Below are 14,666 nucleotides of genomic sequence, written 5' to 3'. Positions count from 1 at the left end.
TTTTGTGGGCGTCTTTCGAGACAGACAACCCACGATGGAGTGAACGATATGGCGAAGAACTACAACGGCGACGGCCAGACGGTCACGCTGCCGGCACCCGCCGGCGGTGTTATTGCCGGCCTGCCGGTGGTGATTGGCAGCCTGGTGCTGGTGCCGCTCGACAACGCCGCCGAAGGCGAGGATTTCGTCGGCGTCACTGGCGGCGAGTGGGGTGGCATTCCCTGCGATGACGCCCTGGCCCTGGGCGCCCGGGTCGCGATGCTGGAGGGCGAGATGGTTGCCGCCGGCACCGCCTCGGCCACAGCCCCGATCGGCGTGCTGACCAGTGACCCGGCGGGTACGGCCACCGTGCTGATCGTGCAGGGCATGGCCGCCACCCAGGCCGAGCTGGATGCTGGCACCGGCGGCGCGTAATGAGCCGCTTTGCCAGGGCCATGGCGCGGGCTAACCGCGTCATGGCCACCGCGCTGGCGGATGGCCTGGCCACCTACCGACGCGCCAATGGCGAGACCATCGAAAGCGTGTCCTACACGCTCGAGCGCGATGCGCTGGTGTATGACGACCCCGCGAGCGGCATTGGGCGAATCACGACCATCGTCGAGATCCCGGTATCGGCGGTGCCCGATAGCGGGCAGGGCGACGTGATCGAGACCCCCGAGGGTCGCTGGTACTACGTGCACATCGTCACCGACGACGGCGATTTTCGGCGTATCGAGGTGAATTGACGCCATGCGCTACAAGTACGACATCCAGCAGCGGCAGAAGATGCGCCACCAGTTCGGTGAGCAGAGCTGGAAGATCGAGAAGGCGATGCAGTGGTCGCTAGACGCCATGCAGAAGAAGGCGGCCACGATGATCTCGAAAGAGATCCGGCAGACTTACAACATCAAGACCTCAGACGTGAAACGCGCGATTCGCCTCGACTGGGCGCGCCGCGCGGCTTCGCGAACGATCCTCTATACCGGGCGGCGCCTGCCGCTAGAGCGCTTCTCGCCGCGTGCCAAGATCGTGCGCGTCAATGCAACCAGTATCAACGGGCGTACGTACCGCACCCGCCGCAAGGGCGTCACGGTGCGCGTACGGCGCGACAAAGGCGCCCAGCTGGTCGGGCGGGCCGGGCGGCAGTCAGGCGGCTGGTACGCCAAGGGCCACGTGTTGCGTCGCGCGAGCTACAGCGATAACCGATCCGAGCCGCATATGCAGTTCGGCCCCTCTATCCCGGGCATGGTCGCCCACCCACAGCTGATCGCCGACACCCAGGAGATGGTGCGGCGAGAGCTGCCCCAGCAGTTCAGCGACCGGCTCGATTACCTGCTGAGTCAATCATGAATGACGATACCGATCTCACCGACGCGCTTATCGCGCGGCTGCGTGAGCAGTGCCCTGACCTGGTGAGCGTCGAGGAGGCGGACACCACCGACCCGCTGGAGAGTTTCCGCGACACGACCCCGTGCGCCCGCGTCTACTACGCCGAGGACGGCGCCAACGACGAGCCGGACGCCATGGGGCGGCGTCAGTCAGTTAGCCAGATCTACGGCGTCTGGCTGGTGTCGCGGGTCGGCGAGGATTTCCGGCAGCAGCGCAAGGCGATCCGCGATGCGCTGTTTGGCTGGCAGCCCGTGCCCCACGGCGCGCTGATGGCCTACAAGGGCGGCAAGGTCGACAAGATCGTGGGCGGCTACCGGCTCTGGCTCGAATTCTGGAGCGTCGACACGATCTATCGACCCGCCTCGCGGACGGTAACCGTTTAACCGGCCACACCCCAGCAACCCCAGGAGGTAACCCCATGGCGACCCGCAAGGGCGGCGTTCAGCGTCGCAGCAAGGGCGGTCGTGTCGAGCAGGTATCGGCACCCACCGTCTCGCGCAAATACGGCTCGCACGCCGAGCACCCCAGCCGCGCGACAGTACCCGCGCCCAGCCCCACCAAGGCGCTGGCGAAATCCACCCAGGCCACCCAGGTGAAAGACGATGAGTGAACCCATCCTGCAGCGCGTCGGCGCTATTTTCGTTGGTGTCGAGACCAATCTGGGCGAAGCGGTGCCGATCGAGGAGTGCACGATGATCCTCGTGACGCAGCAGAGCCGCACCGCCTACGCCGGCAACACGGTCGACCGTGAGCGCCGCACCGAGGAGCTGCGCAACTTCGAGCAGATCAACACCGGCCCCTATGCCACGGTCGAGGTTACCGTGCCCGCCTCGGGTAGCGGCGTTCCGCCGACCGAATCCGCCGTGGTGGCGCCCTCGTATGGCCTGCTGATGCGTGCCTGCAAGCGTGTCGAGGTGCAAGACCTGGAAGCCGGCGAAGTGCGCTGGGAGCCGGTAAGCGGCGAGTCTGACTCGATCACGCTCTATTACATCCAAGACGGGGAGATGCAGTGTTTGCCCGGCACTCGCGGCCAGGTAACCGGCTCTTTCCAGACGGGCAGCTTGCCGACGATCTCGTTTTCGTTCACCGGGCTCTATCGGCGCCCCGAAGCGATCGCGCCGATCACCGCCGAGCCGATCAACCAGGCCGACGAAATCCCCGTCAACTACCAGAACACGCGGAAATTCCAGATTCGCGGGGTTGATTTCAGACTGCAGTCGCTGTCGTTCGATTTCGGCAATACGGTGACCTACCGCAACCTGGTGGGCTATGAAGGCGTGCATATCACCGATAAGCGCGCGACCGTACAGACGAATTTCGAGGCTCCGCGAATCGGCGATTTCGATGTGTTCGAGATGAACGAATCGCACAAGACGGTGACTACCGGCGCCATGGCGTTCGAGCATGGCACCGAGCCCGGCAACATCGTCGGCGTGCGTGCGCCCAAGACCCAGTTCAGCGGGCTCAGCGAGCAGGACAGCGACAATATCATGCATTACCAGATGGACGGCCGCTGCCTGCCCAACGCCGGCGACGATGAGCTGGTGATCTACGCCAAGTAACCAATCAATAGCGTGACACTGTCACGCCATGACGACGACACGCCCGCACCTTGCGGGCGTCGTCGTTTCTGGACTCTACCCCCAACGCCACAAGGAATGACCATGGCCAGATTCGTACTGGGTACGCCGAGCGTGACCAAAACCATCAAGATTCAGAAGCCGGGCCACGACGCGCAGGAGTTCACGGCGGAGATTCGTTTGCGCTCGCGCGATGATCAGGACGCGCTGGAGAAGGCGCGCAACGCCAAGCCGAAGAATTTCGACCAGATCGCGGTGGTGCGCGAAGACGTGCTGAGCGTGTCCGGCATCGACGATGCCAACGGCAAGGAGTTGGAGAGTACCCCTGAGCTGATCGATGCGGTGTTTCAGGACAGCTACGCGCTCAATCGACTGATGCGCGCCTGGAGCGAGGTGCAGCTGGGCCTGCCGGAGGCTGAGGCAAAAAACTAAGCGCCCTGGGCCGGGCGTGGGCGAGTGGTGCGGGTGGCGGCAAGAGCGACTTTCGCTCTGACCTCGACAAGCTGGGGATAACGGTCGCGGAGAAATACCTGGCCCCCAGGGAAGTCGAGGTATGGCCCCAGCATGCGGATGCGCTTGAGGTTTTCCTACAGTGCGCCGGGCAGTGGCTTTATCTGCCCTCGTTCGGCGGCGCGCCCGTGGCCCAGGGGCTCGACCGTGCAGCCGTGGCCAGTGTGATGCAGATGCTGGGTGTCGAGGACACCCGGCAGACGCTCAAGCGGTTGCAGCACATCGAGGCCGGCGCGCTGGAAGTCATGCGGCAGCGTTAGGGCGTTATAGCGTTACTTGCCGATTCGCTCGGTCGCTTCGACCTGCGCGCGGATGGCGGCCTCTTTGCGTGCCGCCTTGTCGACGACAGCTTGCTTGGCCTGCTTCTCTCTGGCCGCTTTATCCTCGGCATCTTTGATACGTTCTTGCCTGAGCTTCAGCCTGGCCAACGGCCTGAAAAGCTCGAGTGCAAGGCACACGACAGATATGCCTAAAACGGGTAGCCAGAATTGCCACCCGTAAGATGTGGTAAGCGCCAGCAGGACCAGGCCGCCGATTACCGAAGCGATGAGCACAATTACGTTGCGCCATAGCCCTGTCGCGATCAGCAACACGATCAAGATCGCTAATAGCAGAAATACCACCATCGAATAATCCTCTTGCGTACAGATGGCCGCCTCTCGGGCGGCTTTTTTGTGCCCGTTTTTCAGGAGTGCCCGGCATGGCAGCCCGTCGTTACCGCACCGAGTTTGTCATTGACGGCGATAGCCGTAGTGCCGTCAAGGCCAACGACGCCGCGCGCGAGTCCACCGAGCGGCTGACGCGCGAGATGCAGCAGGCCGAGCGCCAGTCGGAATCGACCAGCGAAAGCCTGTTGTCGATCGGCTCCAAGGCGACAGCGATGGCGGCAGCGGTGGGGCTGAGTGCCACCGGTATCGCGGCGATGACGGCTCAGACCGCGGCGGCGGTGCGCGAGCAGAGCAATCTGGCGCGCGCCGTGGGCGTTAGCGTGCAGACGCTGCAGAGCTGGAGCTATGCCGGCCGTCAGGTGGGCATCGACAGCGAGAAGATGGGCGACATCTTCAAGGACACCGCCGACAAGATCGGCGATGCCTTCGCCAACGGCGGCGGCGAGGCGATGGACGCCCTCAAGGCGCTCAACCTCTCCGCCAAGGATCTCATCAACCTCTCGCCGGATAAGCAGATTCAGGCTATCGGCGAACGCCTGGTCGGGCTGCCCAAGGCTCAGCAGGTGACCATTCTGGAGTCGATCGCCGACAACGCCAGCCGCCTGATTCCGCTGTTCGAGGATAACTCGCGCCTGCTGACCGAGTACGCCCAGCAGGCGCGCAAACTGCGTATCGAGCTGCCCCAGGAGGACATCGACCGCCTCGATTCTGCCGGGCAGTCGCTGCAGTACCTGCAGGAGGTCGGGCGCGGCCTGGCACAGACGGTCGCGGTAGAGCTATCCCCGGCGATCGACCACACCGCCGATACGGTGAATGGTCTACTCGATACCCTGGGCGGCATGGAGGGTGTCGTTAGCAAGGGCACAGTAGCGCTCGAGCTAATGGCGTCCGTTGCCGCTGGGCGCGCCCTGGTGGGGCTCGGTAATTTGCGTGATCGCCTGGGCGATTATCTGAACGCCCAGAAGCAGCAGACCGCGGCGCAGAACACCGCCATTTTGACCGAGCGCCGTGCCTCGGCCGAGGCGCTGCGTCTGGCGCAATCGCGCCAGGCGTCAGCCAAGCAGGCGCTGGCCAACGCCCAGGCCACGGCCACCGCCACGGGTATCACTACCAACCGCACCAAGGCCATTCGCCAGTTGGCGGCTGCCAATGGTGAGCTGATCTCCGCCGAGCGTCGGCACGAAGCGGCAATGAACGCCTCGACCGTTTCCGCGACGCGCTATGCGGTGGCGATGCGCGGTGTCGGCACCGTCGCCCGTGGTGCGTTGGCCATGCTCGGCGGCTGGCCGGGTCTGCTGATCGCCGGCGCCACGGCGGCGGTGATGCTGAGCGATTCCAGCGACGATCTCTCGGATAGCCTCGACGGCGTGGGCGAGTCGCTGTCGCTGCTCGAAACGCCGCTCGATACCGTGATTGCGAAGTTCGGCCAGCTCTCCCGCGACCAGCAGGCCGCGGCGCTGGCCAACTGGGGCGACAAGCAGCAGGAGCAGGCCGACAAGGCCGCCGACGCGCTGGAGAAGATCAAAGCGCAGGCGGTCGAGGATTTCGGCGGCGTCTCGCTGTGGGGTGGAGTCGATGCCGACCAACAAGCGGCCTATCGCGAGTTCATCGCCCAGCTCGACGAAGCTGCGGCGCGCGGTGAGAGCCTGACCGAGGTTATGTCGCGCAACGCCGAAGCGCTCGGCGTGCCGCAGGAAAAGCTGCGCGAGTGGGCCAAGCTGGCGGGCATCTACGACACCTCGCGCGAGAAAGCGGCCGCCTACGGTGACCGCATGGACGCCGTCGCCGAGTCACAGCGCAATGCCGCCGATGCCGCTCATAGCGCCGTCGGTGGCCTGGCCGCCGTCGAGCGCGCCCTGGGGTCCAGCGGTGAGAAGTGGGGCGACTACCTGGCCAAGTTGCAGGCGTCCCGCGACACCCTCGGCATGACCGCGGCCGAGGCCGCGGCGTATGCCGCCAATCAGGCCGGCTATACCGGGCTCTACGCCGAGCAGTCTGGCGCCATCGCTGGGCAGGCCGACGCGCTCAAGGGCTACCAGACCGCGCTCGAGCAGGGCGACGCCACCGAGGCAGCGGTGCAGCTCGCTCGCGCCCAGCGGTTTGCCGAAGCCGAGGCGATGGTGCAGGCCCAGCTGGGCAACCTACAGACGCTGTCCGGGTTGCTGCAGGGTGTGCAATCGGACCTTTCCGCGACAGCACTGTCGGCCGCGCTGGTGGTGGGCGAGGGCGCTGGCGATGTTAACGACCTGGTGGCGCAGGCCCTGGCCACCATCGAAGCCCGCGCCGCCGCGATCCGCGAAACCACCAACTTTGGCAGCAAGGCCAGCGACGAGGCCAAGGCGCTGGCGAAATCAGTCAAAGACGCCCAGCAGACCTACGACAGCCTGCGCGAGTCGTTCGACCCGCTGGGCACCGCGGCCGACGCCTACGCCAAAAAACAGGACGCGCTCAACTTGCTGCAGCGCGAGGGCAAGATTACCGCCGAGCAGGCGGCGCAGGCGCAGGCCGAGCTGACGCAGCAGTATCGCGAGAGCATCGACCCGTTACAGGGCATCATCGATCGCATGGACCCCGCGGCGGCCCGCGCGCGAGCCTTCCATGATGAGCTGGCCCGAGTCCAGAAAGCCGCCCGCGCCGCCGGGCGTAGCGAGCTGGAAATCACCGCGGCCACCGCGCAGCTGGCGGCGGAATACGCCAAGGCGGATCGCGAGGCGGACCCGTACTATCAACGCACGCTCGAGCTGCGCCAGGCATACGACAGCAGCGCGCTCAAGGCGCGCCAGCTCCAGCAGGATCTTGCCGACCTCAATGCGCGCTATCGCGCCCACGCGATCGGCCCGCAGGAGTATCAGCGTTCCGTTGCCGCCGTGCGCGAGGAGATGAGCGAGCTGGCGCGCCAGACCTCACCTTATGCCGACGAGATGGCCAAGGCGTGGGAAGACGCCGCCGAGCGCATCGACGAGACCTTTGCCGACGCATTTGCCGGGGGGTTGGACTCGTTCGACGATTTCAGCGGCCAGCTGATAGACGGCTTCAAGCGGCTGCTGGCCGAGCTGGCTTATCAAGCCACGCTCAAGCCAATCGTCGTCAGCTTCACGTCGAGCGTGGGCAATGCCCTGGGCATCGGCGGTATCGGTGGCGGCGGTGCCGGCGCGGGTGGTGGTGGGCTCGGCGGGCTGGGTGACCTCGGCAGCCTCGGGCGTAATCTGTTCGACTCGATCAGTAGCGGCTTTGGCGGCATCCAGTGGGCGGGGGCGCCCACAGGTGCTACGGCCTACACCCAGGGTTTCGGCTCCCAGGTGGCCACCGGCGGCGGCATGTTCGGCGGCTCGCTGCAGAATTTCAGCGGCATGAATGGCCTGGCGTCGATGGGTGCCGGCTATGTCGGCAGCCAGTTGGGTACGTCGGTCGGCTCGTCGGTGTTCGGCAAGCAAGCGAACAGCAACTGGGGGGCCACCGCCGGCGGCGCCATCGGGACCTATTTTGGCGGGCCTATCGGCTCGTTCGCAGGCTCTGCCCTGGGCGGCATGCTCGATGCCGCTTTCGGCAGCTCGCGCAAGTACAAGGCAGCGTTTCAGCAGTTCGCCGAGACGCCCGACCGCGACTATGGCACCGGCGGTACGCCCTACTACAGCTCGGGGTACTACCGCGACGGCGATCTCGGCCGTGGGCGGGAGTCGGCATTCGGCTCGTTCGGGTTCCTGTCGAAACAGAAATTCGAACCGTCCGACATGATCGACTTCCTCGACGCCCTGCAGGCGCTCGACAACATCATCGCCAGCGGTGCGGACGCCGATCAGATCGACGCCGTCACCCAGTCGATGAACGGGTTTTACACCTCGGTCAAGAACGACCCGCTGGCGGACATCCTCAGCGACCGGATGGTAGTCATCAAGCGCGCGTTGCTGGCCAGCTCTAGCGACGTGGGGGATGCCCTGATCGAGCGCGTCGGCGACATTACCGCCGACAACGCCGAGCAGCTGGCGCCGCGGCTGGCCCAGGCCCTGCAGTTGGGTAACCTGATCGACGGCTTGGGCGGCGTCGTGCAGGACTACGCCGAGCAGGTGGCCACGACCTCGAAAGCCTCGCTCGACGAGATCATGGCCAATATCCAGACCTCGGCGGCCAACTATCAGGCAGTCACCAGCGCGACCGATCTCCTCGGCCTGCACTTCGACGCCCTGGCCGATGGGGCGGTGGCGGCAAGCAACACCCTGGCCACCCTGGCCGGCGGCATAGACAGCCTCTCGGCGCTGCAGCAGCGCTACGCCGACACCTACCTGACCGACGAGCAGCGCCGGGCCAACGCCTTGCGCGCGGTGGGTGAACAGCTCGAGGCGTTCAACCGCGCCACCGGTGAGAGCGTGACCGACAAGGGCGGGCTCGAGACGCTGATTCGCTCTCTCGACCTGATGACCGAGAGCGGCCAGAAAACCTACGTTGCCGCGCTGCAGCTGGTCGGGGCGTTCGAACAGCTCGACCAGGTGACCGAGCAGATCAACGCCCAGTTTGACGAGCTGGCACGGGAGGCCCAGGGACGTGTCGATAGCGCCAAAGCGGCCGCCGCCCAGGCGCTGGGGCAGTTCAACGACCAAGCCTACCAGCAGCAGCTCGACCTGCTCGGGCTGTTGGGTCGCGATCAGGCCGCGCTGACCCTGCAGCGTCAGCGCGAGCTGGCGTCGATCGACGAAAGCCTGCGCCCGATTCAGGAGCGTATCTGGGCGCTGCAGGACGAGAAGGCCGCGCACCAGGACGCGCAGAAAGCGGTGACGGACTACCAGCAGGCGCTAGCCAGCGCCGGCGATGCGCTGGCGGGCACCCTGGGCAATATCAGCCGCTGGATCGACCAGCAGAACGCTACCGGCGGCGCGCCGGCGGCCGACCTGCAGGAGAGCCAGGCCCAGTTCGCGCGGCAGCTGGTGCTGGCGCAGAACGGCGACCGTTCGGCGCTGGAGTCGATCACCCAATATGCCGACCAGTACCTGAATGCGGGTCAGGGGTACTACGGCAGCGGCACCGGCTATCAGTCGATCCGGGATGACGTGCTGGACGCGCTCGGCTCGCTGCCCGACCAGGTGTCGGCCGAGGAGTACATCGCCGACGAGATCAAGCAGGCGCTACTGGCGCAGACCTCGAGCCTGACCGATGACCTCTCGGCGGTGCTGCGCGGCGACAACCCGTCGTCGATCGCGGATCGTCTCTCGGGGTATTTCGACGCGCTGGCCGGCGGTATCGACGGCGTGTTGACCCGTGACCAGCTCAAGCTGGTGATGAACGGCAAGGCCACCGATGCGCAGCTGGTGGCCATGGTGCGGGCGCTGGATCTCAACGGCGACGCAGTGGTGTCGGGTCTCGAATCCGTGATCATCCGCGGCATGCCGACCGACTCGGTATTGGCCAACGTGCTGATGAGCCAGCTGCGCGCCAACGGCGACAAGGCACTGACCGACGACCAGGTGCGCAAGGCACTGTCGCCGATCGCTACCGATTCGGAGATCCGCCGCCTGATCGCCCAGGTGGACGCCGACGGCAATGGCCTGCTCACCGCCCAGGAGCTGACCAACGCCCGGCTGGGCGGACTCTCGCGCGGCATCGCCGGCGCCCTGAATCCGATGTTCGATCGGATCGATACCAGCCTGGATGGGCTGATCGACTACGGCGAGTTCGGGAAGTATTTCCAAGGGCTGGCCAGCGACACGCAGTTGAAGCGGATCTTCACGCAGCTCGATACCGACGGTGACGGCCAGATCAGTGCGCTCGAGGCGATCAAGGGCGCGACCGATGCCGTGGGCGACAACACCGGGTCGCTCGAACAGCGCTCGCTGGAGCAGCTGGAAAAGCTCACCAGCCTGACCAGCGAGATGACGCGGACAACCGATCAGTTCGTAGATCTCAACGGCAACATGGTGTCGCTGCGCGATGCGATCGGCGCCTTGGGCGTGGCTCAGGAGGAGATGGCGCGCATCGAGCGCGAGCGCGCCGCGGCGCTGCAGGCCGAGCAGCAGCAGGTAGCGGACGCCCGGGCCAAGGAAGCCAAGCGCGCCGCGCTGGAAACGCAGATCAAACAGGCGCAATCGAATGTGACGCGCTTCGATGGCCAGGTCGATGCCTGGGAATCGCGCACCGAGCGCGAGACCGGCATTGACGTGGGTAGTGCGCGTTTCGAGCGGCTGCTATCGATCGCGGAGAGCCGCAACTATCTGACGGCTGACTATGACGTGTTCCGCGCCAAGGTGGCCAAGGAGGGCGACCCGGCGTTCTGGTACGCCGCCGAGATCGCCCGCGACCTGGCCTACCGCAAAAGCTACGTCGACAAAATCGCCGATCTCCGGCGCGAGCTGAGTGCGCTGGACGGCAGCCACGCCAACGGGCTCGACTACGTGCCGTTCGACGGCTACCGCGCCGAGCTACACCAGGGCGAGTTCGTGGCCACCGCCGCCGAGGCGCCGGCCGTGCGCGCGTTTCTCGATGGCGCTTTGCCGCCGGTGGTGATGCCGCCACCGGCGGCTTCGGGCGTCGACGAGCGGCTGGCGGCGATGATGCGTGACAACAACCGGCTGATGCAGCAAAACGCCGAGCTGTTGAGCCGTCTCGAGCAGCACGCCGCGGCCGGGGTGCGCGTCAGCGCCGAGGGGCATCGCCGGCAGATCGCGGCGACCGAGCAGGGTAACCGCTCGCTCGAGCGCCTGGAGTCCGATAAACGACTGGAGAAGGCCCGCGCATGACCTGGACCCTGGAGATGGACGCCCTCGACCCTGGGGGCGAGGCGGTGACGCTGCGCTACTCGCTGGGGCGCTATGACGACCCCGACGACCGCGCTTTTGATCCGCGCATCGATCAGCCCGGCCTATTCAGAGCCGGGCTTTTTGCGGGCTCACTGATCGCCGGTGACCGCTCGAGCTACGGCGAGACCACGCTGATCAACGTCGACGGCGCGCTCGATGCGCTGGTCGATTACGCCGTGGATGGTCGTCACGCGGTGATCAGCCAGGGCGCGGGGGCGGCCCGGCGCACGGTGGTAAGCGGCACGGTGGCGCGTCTGGCGTTCGAGTCCGATCGCGTCTCGGTGGTGCTGCGCGGCCCGCTGGAGCCGCTGCAGACGCCACACCCCCAAGCGACCTATGCCGGTGACAACGTGCTGCCGGATGGGCTCGAGGGCACGGCTGACGACATCGGCGGCCAGCCCAAGCCGCTGGTGTTCGGTGAGGTGGCCAACGCCACCCCGGTACTGGTCAACAGCGCCCGGCTGATCTACCAGGTGTCCGCGCGTGATGACTGCGAGGTGACGGCGGTCTATGACAACGGCGCGCCGCTGGCCCAGGGGGCCGCCTACGACTCGCTGGCGGCGCTGCAGGGCACCGCCCCGGCGGCCGGAGAATGGCGCGCTTACCGCGGCTATGTACGCCTGGGAGCCTCGCCTGCCGGCACGGTGACGCTGGACGCCACCACCGCGGCGCCCAACGCCGGCGACGTGTTCGCCACCCTGGCGACTGAGCGGGGCTGGTCGGTGGCCGCCGTCGACGTGTCGGCGCTCAACGGCCTTGGCGCGGTGCGGCTCTACGTGACAGAGCCGAGCGACACCCTCGACCTGCTCGACCGGCTGGCGGTGTCGGTGGGTGGGTATCTCAACGTCGACGCCGATGGCGTGTTGCGCCTGCGCCGTCTCGAGGCACCACAGGCGCACGGCGTCACCATTCCCGACCACGCCATCGTCGACATTCAGCGCAGCGCCGCCGGGGCGGGGGATAACTCGCTGCCGGTGGGGCGGGTGACGATCAACGCCGACCGCATCGAGACGACGCAGCGCGATGTGGCCGGCAGCGTCAGCGACGCCCGCCGGGCGCGTCTTGCCCAGCAGACCCGGGCGGCCAACGCGCGCCGCGACGAGACGCTGACACGCCACCCGCTGGCGGGCTCGACCACGCTCGACAGCCTTCTGGCGGATCTCACCGCCGCCCAGACGCTGGCCGATGACCTGGTCGCACTGCTCGGCGTGCGGCGGGATCTCGTCACGCTTACCGCCCCGCTCAGCGAGATAGGCCCGATCGCAGTCGGCAGCGCCGTGCAGGTGGTGACCCCGCGACTGGGCTATGCCGCTGGGCGGGTGCTGCTGGTCACCGGCGCGCGCATGGATGCGCAGCGCAACACCCTCGAAATCGACCTGTGGGGATAACCGATGGCACTAGACCCCAAGCGTGTGGTACTGGGCTGGCCCAACTACATCGAAGACGCCACGCTCAGCGGCGGCGCCTACGTCGACACGCTGCCGCTGGCCAACGTGCAGGAGCGGCGCTTTTCGGTGGTGGCCAAGACCGCGGGGCTCGACCCTGCCGCTACGCAGTTCACCCTGGTATTGCCCCAGCGCCGCCCCGTCTCGGTGGTAGCGATTCCCGCGCACAACATGAGCGCAGCCGCGCAGGTGCGGGTGCGCGTCTACCGCGACCAGGCCGGCGCCGACCTGGTGTGGGACAGCGGCCGCCGCGATGTGTGGCCGATCGTCTACGGCATCGGCGACGTGGTGTGGGGTAATTCCAATTTCTGGAACCGGCGCATGCAGGAGGAGACCCGGCGCAGCTATACGCCGCTGCTGACCGTGTTTCTCGACGACCAGCAGATTGCCAGCCGGATACACGTCGAGCTGTTCGATGAATCCAACCTCGACGGCGCGCTGACGTTGGGCCGGGTGTTCGTCAGCGATGCGTGGCAGCCCGAATACAACATGAGCCTGGGGCCGCAGTACGGCTACGACAGCGGCACCGAGGTGACCACCGCCCGCGATGCCAGCCGTACCGAATATTTCGAGCGCTTCACGCCCAAGCGCACGGTACAGCTCTCCCTCGACTGGCTTTCGGAAAACGAGGCGTTCTTGCGCATCCACCGCCTGCAGCGCACCCAGGACATCGTCGGCGAGGTGCTGTTCGTGCAGAGCGTCAAGCCCAGCCCGATCGAGTTCGCGCGTTCGATGATCGCGCGCCAGGCATCGCTCGACCCGCTGGTGCACCCCTACCAGACCACCTACACCAACCAGCTCAACCTGCAGGAGATCCTGTAATGGCGGAAGTCACATTCCCGGCGGCCTACGGCGGCGATGGCCAGACCTACAGCGACGACGCCGACCCTAATACCGGGCTCGACGGTATTGGCTATATGACCCGCTTCGTGCCCTGCCTGTCGGGGGCGGTATCGATGGCCGCATACGCCAAGGGCCGCGCCGATGCGGCCCAGCAGTTCGCCGCCGCGTGCGAAACCCTGCGCGACGAAGCGGCGGCCAGTCGTAACGCTGCCGCGACCAGCGCCAACCGCGCGGCGAGCAGCCAGCAGGCCACCGCCGACGCCCTGGCCGAGGCCAATGCGCGTATCGGCTCTAGCCAAGCCCTGATCGATGCGCGCGACAGTGCCGCCGCCGATGCCCAGGCCACGGCTGCCGATCGCGTGCAAACCGGCCAGGATGCGACGGCGGCGAGCGATAGCGCCGCGGCCGCGAAGGCCAGCGAGGATGCTGCCAAGGCCAGCGAAACCAGCGCGGCTGACAGCGCCGATTCGGCGACCAGTGCCAAAGACTTGGCGGTCAATAGTGCCAGCGCCGCCGCGCGCAGCGCTGACCTGTCCAAGGGCAGCGAGACCAAAGCCGTCAACAGCGCCGACGCAGCAAGAGACAGCCACACAGCGGCCCAGGCGAGTGCGACTAGTGCTGGCAATAGTGCGTCCGCGGCGGCGGATAGCGCCTCGGCGGCAGCGAATTCCGCCGCGCAGATGAACGCCGCCGACATCATGCATCGGCGCGGCTCGGGGCTGCCCAATGAAGTTGGAACAGCGGCGACACGGAATGTGGGTACCGCCGCTGGTGAGCTGCTGGAGGCGGGGGCTTTTGGTATTGGCTCTGCAGGGTCTCAAATCATCACAGAGCCAGCTAATCTGCCTGAATATGGCACTTTCTTTCAATTCAATGGCGCGAACACAGAGGGCCTGCCAGGGTCGTCCAACTACTATGGTGGTATCGCTCTGACCCGCAAGTCAGGCTCGCTGATTAACGCGGTGTGGATTGTTCCAGATAGTACTGCGCTATACACGCTGCGGAAAACCGCTGACGGCGGTATTGAAGCGCTCACCTTCGTCAACAACAAAAACATGGTCGGCTCTGTCGGCGCAGGTCTACCAGGCGTCATCGAGAGCGGCGAGAACAGCAACGGTCGTTACATCAAGTACGCTGATGGTTCGCTGGTGATGACTTTCGAGGCGATGGCGGTTAGGTCGTCGTCTTCAGAGCGCTATTTGCAGTTTCGCTGGACATATCCGCACGCGGTGATTAACCCGCGACCGCTCGCAACAATGGAGTATGCTAACAACTATGTCCCGGGTGGTTCCGATAAAAAGCTATACCCCTCATATGACAAAGATGGCGTTCAGGTGGCATTGATAAGCAAGTCGAGTAATCAGCATGTCTTTGTGGATATATTCAAGACAGACATTTCTGCACCTTTTTTTGAAGAAAACGCGGCAGCCTATGTGTTCCTGCAAGCTATAGGGAGGTGGAAGTAAG

At 66.0% G+C, this 14,666-nt stretch carries 13 protein-coding genes; 12 read left to right on the top strand and 1 reads right to left on the bottom strand.

What is annotated here, in order from left to right; all coding sequences use genetic code 11:
* Nucleotides 1–48 precede the first annotated feature (48 nt).
* From ABV408_RS13245 to ABV408_RS13210, 8 genes are all read left to right on the top strand, one after another.
* Entirely contained in the window at nucleotides 49–414 is a 366-nt protein-coding gene (locus ABV408_RS13245; RefSeq protein ID WP_353979397.1) for a capsid cement protein, read from the top strand.
* Nucleotides 414–725, top strand: coding sequence for a hypothetical protein (locus tag ABV408_RS13240; protein WP_353979396.1), 312 nt, complete (start codon nucleotides 414–416; stop codon nucleotides 723–725). Before ABV408_RS13245 ends, ABV408_RS13240 begins: the two co-directional genes overlap by 1 nt.
* A 4-nt stretch (nucleotides 726–729) precedes the next feature.
* Nucleotides 730–1,329, top strand: a complete 600-nt coding sequence (locus ABV408_RS13235) for a hypothetical protein (protein ID WP_353979395.1) — start codon at nucleotides 730–732, stop codon at nucleotides 1,327–1,329.
* On the top strand, nucleotides 1,326–1,751 hold the full coding sequence (locus ABV408_RS13230; protein ID WP_353979394.1) for a hypothetical protein: 426 nt from the start codon (nucleotides 1,326–1,328) through the stop codon (nucleotides 1,749–1,751). Before ABV408_RS13235 ends, ABV408_RS13230 begins: the two co-directional genes overlap by 4 nt.
* 35 nt (nucleotides 1,752–1,786) lie before the next feature.
* Nucleotides 1,787–1,978, top strand: coding sequence for a hypothetical protein (locus ABV408_RS13225; RefSeq protein WP_353979393.1), 192 nt, complete (start codon nucleotides 1,787–1,789; stop codon nucleotides 1,976–1,978).
* Nucleotides 1,971–2,930, top strand: a complete 960-nt coding sequence (locus tag ABV408_RS13220; RefSeq protein WP_353979392.1) for a phage tail tube protein — start codon at nucleotides 1,971–1,973, stop codon at nucleotides 2,928–2,930. The genes ABV408_RS13225 and ABV408_RS13220 overlap by 8 nt, the downstream gene beginning before the upstream one ends.
* Before the next feature lie 102 nt (nucleotides 2,931–3,032).
* Nucleotides 3,033–3,380, top strand: coding sequence for a hypothetical protein (locus ABV408_RS13215; protein ID WP_353979391.1), 348 nt, complete (start codon nucleotides 3,033–3,035; stop codon nucleotides 3,378–3,380).
* 5 nt (nucleotides 3,381–3,385) lie between these two features.
* Complete coding sequence (locus ABV408_RS13210) at nucleotides 3,386–3,718, top strand: DUF1799 domain-containing protein (protein WP_353982240.1); 333 nt, start codon at nucleotides 3,386–3,388, stop codon at nucleotides 3,716–3,718.
* A 12-nt stretch (nucleotides 3,719–3,730) separates the two neighbouring features.
* Here ABV408_RS13210 and ABV408_RS13205 read toward each other — a convergent pair whose 3' ends face one another.
* Nucleotides 3,731–4,084, bottom strand: coding sequence for a hypothetical protein (locus ABV408_RS13205; RefSeq protein ID WP_353979390.1), 354 nt, complete (start codon nucleotides 4,082–4,084; stop codon nucleotides 3,731–3,733).
* A 74-nt stretch (nucleotides 4,085–4,158) separates the two neighbouring features.
* Between ABV408_RS13205 and ABV408_RS13200 the strand changes: the two genes are divergently transcribed.
* Genes ABV408_RS13200 through ABV408_RS13185 form a run of 4 tightly spaced genes read left to right on the top strand, consistent with a single transcriptional unit; the run spans nucleotide 4,159 to nucleotide 14,665 of the window.
* Nucleotides 4,159–10,851, top strand: a complete 6,693-nt coding sequence (locus tag ABV408_RS13200) for an EF-hand domain-containing protein (RefSeq protein WP_353979389.1) — start codon at nucleotides 4,159–4,161, stop codon at nucleotides 10,849–10,851.
* Nucleotides 10,848–12,299, top strand: a complete 1,452-nt coding sequence (locus tag ABV408_RS13195; protein WP_353979388.1) for a hypothetical protein — start codon at nucleotides 10,848–10,850, stop codon at nucleotides 12,297–12,299. Before ABV408_RS13200 ends, ABV408_RS13195 begins: the two co-directional genes overlap by 4 nt.
* A 3-nt stretch (nucleotides 12,300–12,302) precedes the next feature.
* A complete protein-coding gene (locus tag ABV408_RS13190; protein WP_353979387.1) occupies nucleotides 12,303–13,178 on the top strand; it encodes a hypothetical protein in 876 nt (291 codons plus the stop codon).
* On the top strand, nucleotides 13,178–14,665 hold the full coding sequence (locus tag ABV408_RS13185) for a hypothetical protein (protein WP_353979386.1): 1,488 nt from the start codon (nucleotides 13,178–13,180) through the stop codon (nucleotides 14,663–14,665). The genes ABV408_RS13190 and ABV408_RS13185 overlap by 1 nt, the downstream gene beginning before the upstream one ends.
* Nucleotide 14,666 lies beyond the last annotated feature (1 nt).

Source organism: Salinicola endophyticus, assembly GCF_040536835.1.
In the GTDB taxonomy this organism is placed as follows: Bacteria; Pseudomonadota; Gammaproteobacteria; order Pseudomonadales; family Halomonadaceae; genus Salinicola; species Salinicola endophyticus_A.
The sequence above is the reverse complement of the archived record's forward strand: the minus strand, read 5'-3'. Positions and strand labels throughout refer to the sequence as shown.

Bases quoted from the DNA above. Each gene is read 5' to 3' on its own strand.
- ABV408_RS13225 (WP_353979393.1), top strand. From the start codon at position 1,787: ATGGCGACCCGCAAGGGCGGCGTTCAGCGTCGCAGCAAGGGCGGTCGT.
- ABV408_RS13235 (WP_353979395.1), top strand. From the start codon at position 730: ATGCGCTACAAGTACGACATCCAGCAGCGGCAGAAGATGCGCCACCAG.
- ABV408_RS13200 (WP_353979389.1), top strand. From the start codon at position 4,159: ATGGCAGCCCGTCGTTACCGCACCGAGTTTGTCATTGACGGCGATAGC.
- ABV408_RS13195 (WP_353979388.1), top strand. From the start codon at position 10,848: ATGACCTGGACCCTGGAGATGGACGCCCTCGACCCTGGGGGCGAGGCG.
- ABV408_RS13215 (WP_353979391.1), top strand. From the start codon at position 3,033: ATGGCCAGATTCGTACTGGGTACGCCGAGCGTGACCAAAACCATCAAG.
- ABV408_RS13245 (WP_353979397.1), top strand. From the start codon at position 49: ATGGCGAAGAACTACAACGGCGACGGCCAGACGGTCACGCTGCCGGCA.
- ABV408_RS13240 (WP_353979396.1), top strand. From the start codon at position 414: ATGAGCCGCTTTGCCAGGGCCATGGCGCGGGCTAACCGCGTCATGGCC.
- ABV408_RS13185 (WP_353979386.1), top strand. From the start codon at position 13,178: ATGGCGGAAGTCACATTCCCGGCGGCCTACGGCGGCGATGGCCAGACC.
- ABV408_RS13220 (WP_353979392.1), top strand. From the start codon at position 1,971: ATGAGTGAACCCATCCTGCAGCGCGTCGGCGCTATTTTCGTTGGTGTC.
- ABV408_RS13230 (WP_353979394.1), top strand. From the start codon at position 1,326: ATGAATGACGATACCGATCTCACCGACGCGCTTATCGCGCGGCTGCGT.
- ABV408_RS13205 (WP_353979390.1), bottom strand. From the start codon at position 4,084: ATGGTGGTATTTCTGCTATTAGCGATCTTGATCGTGTTGCTGATCGCG.
- ABV408_RS13190 (WP_353979387.1), top strand. From the start codon at position 12,303: ATGGCACTAGACCCCAAGCGTGTGGTACTGGGCTGGCCCAACTACATC.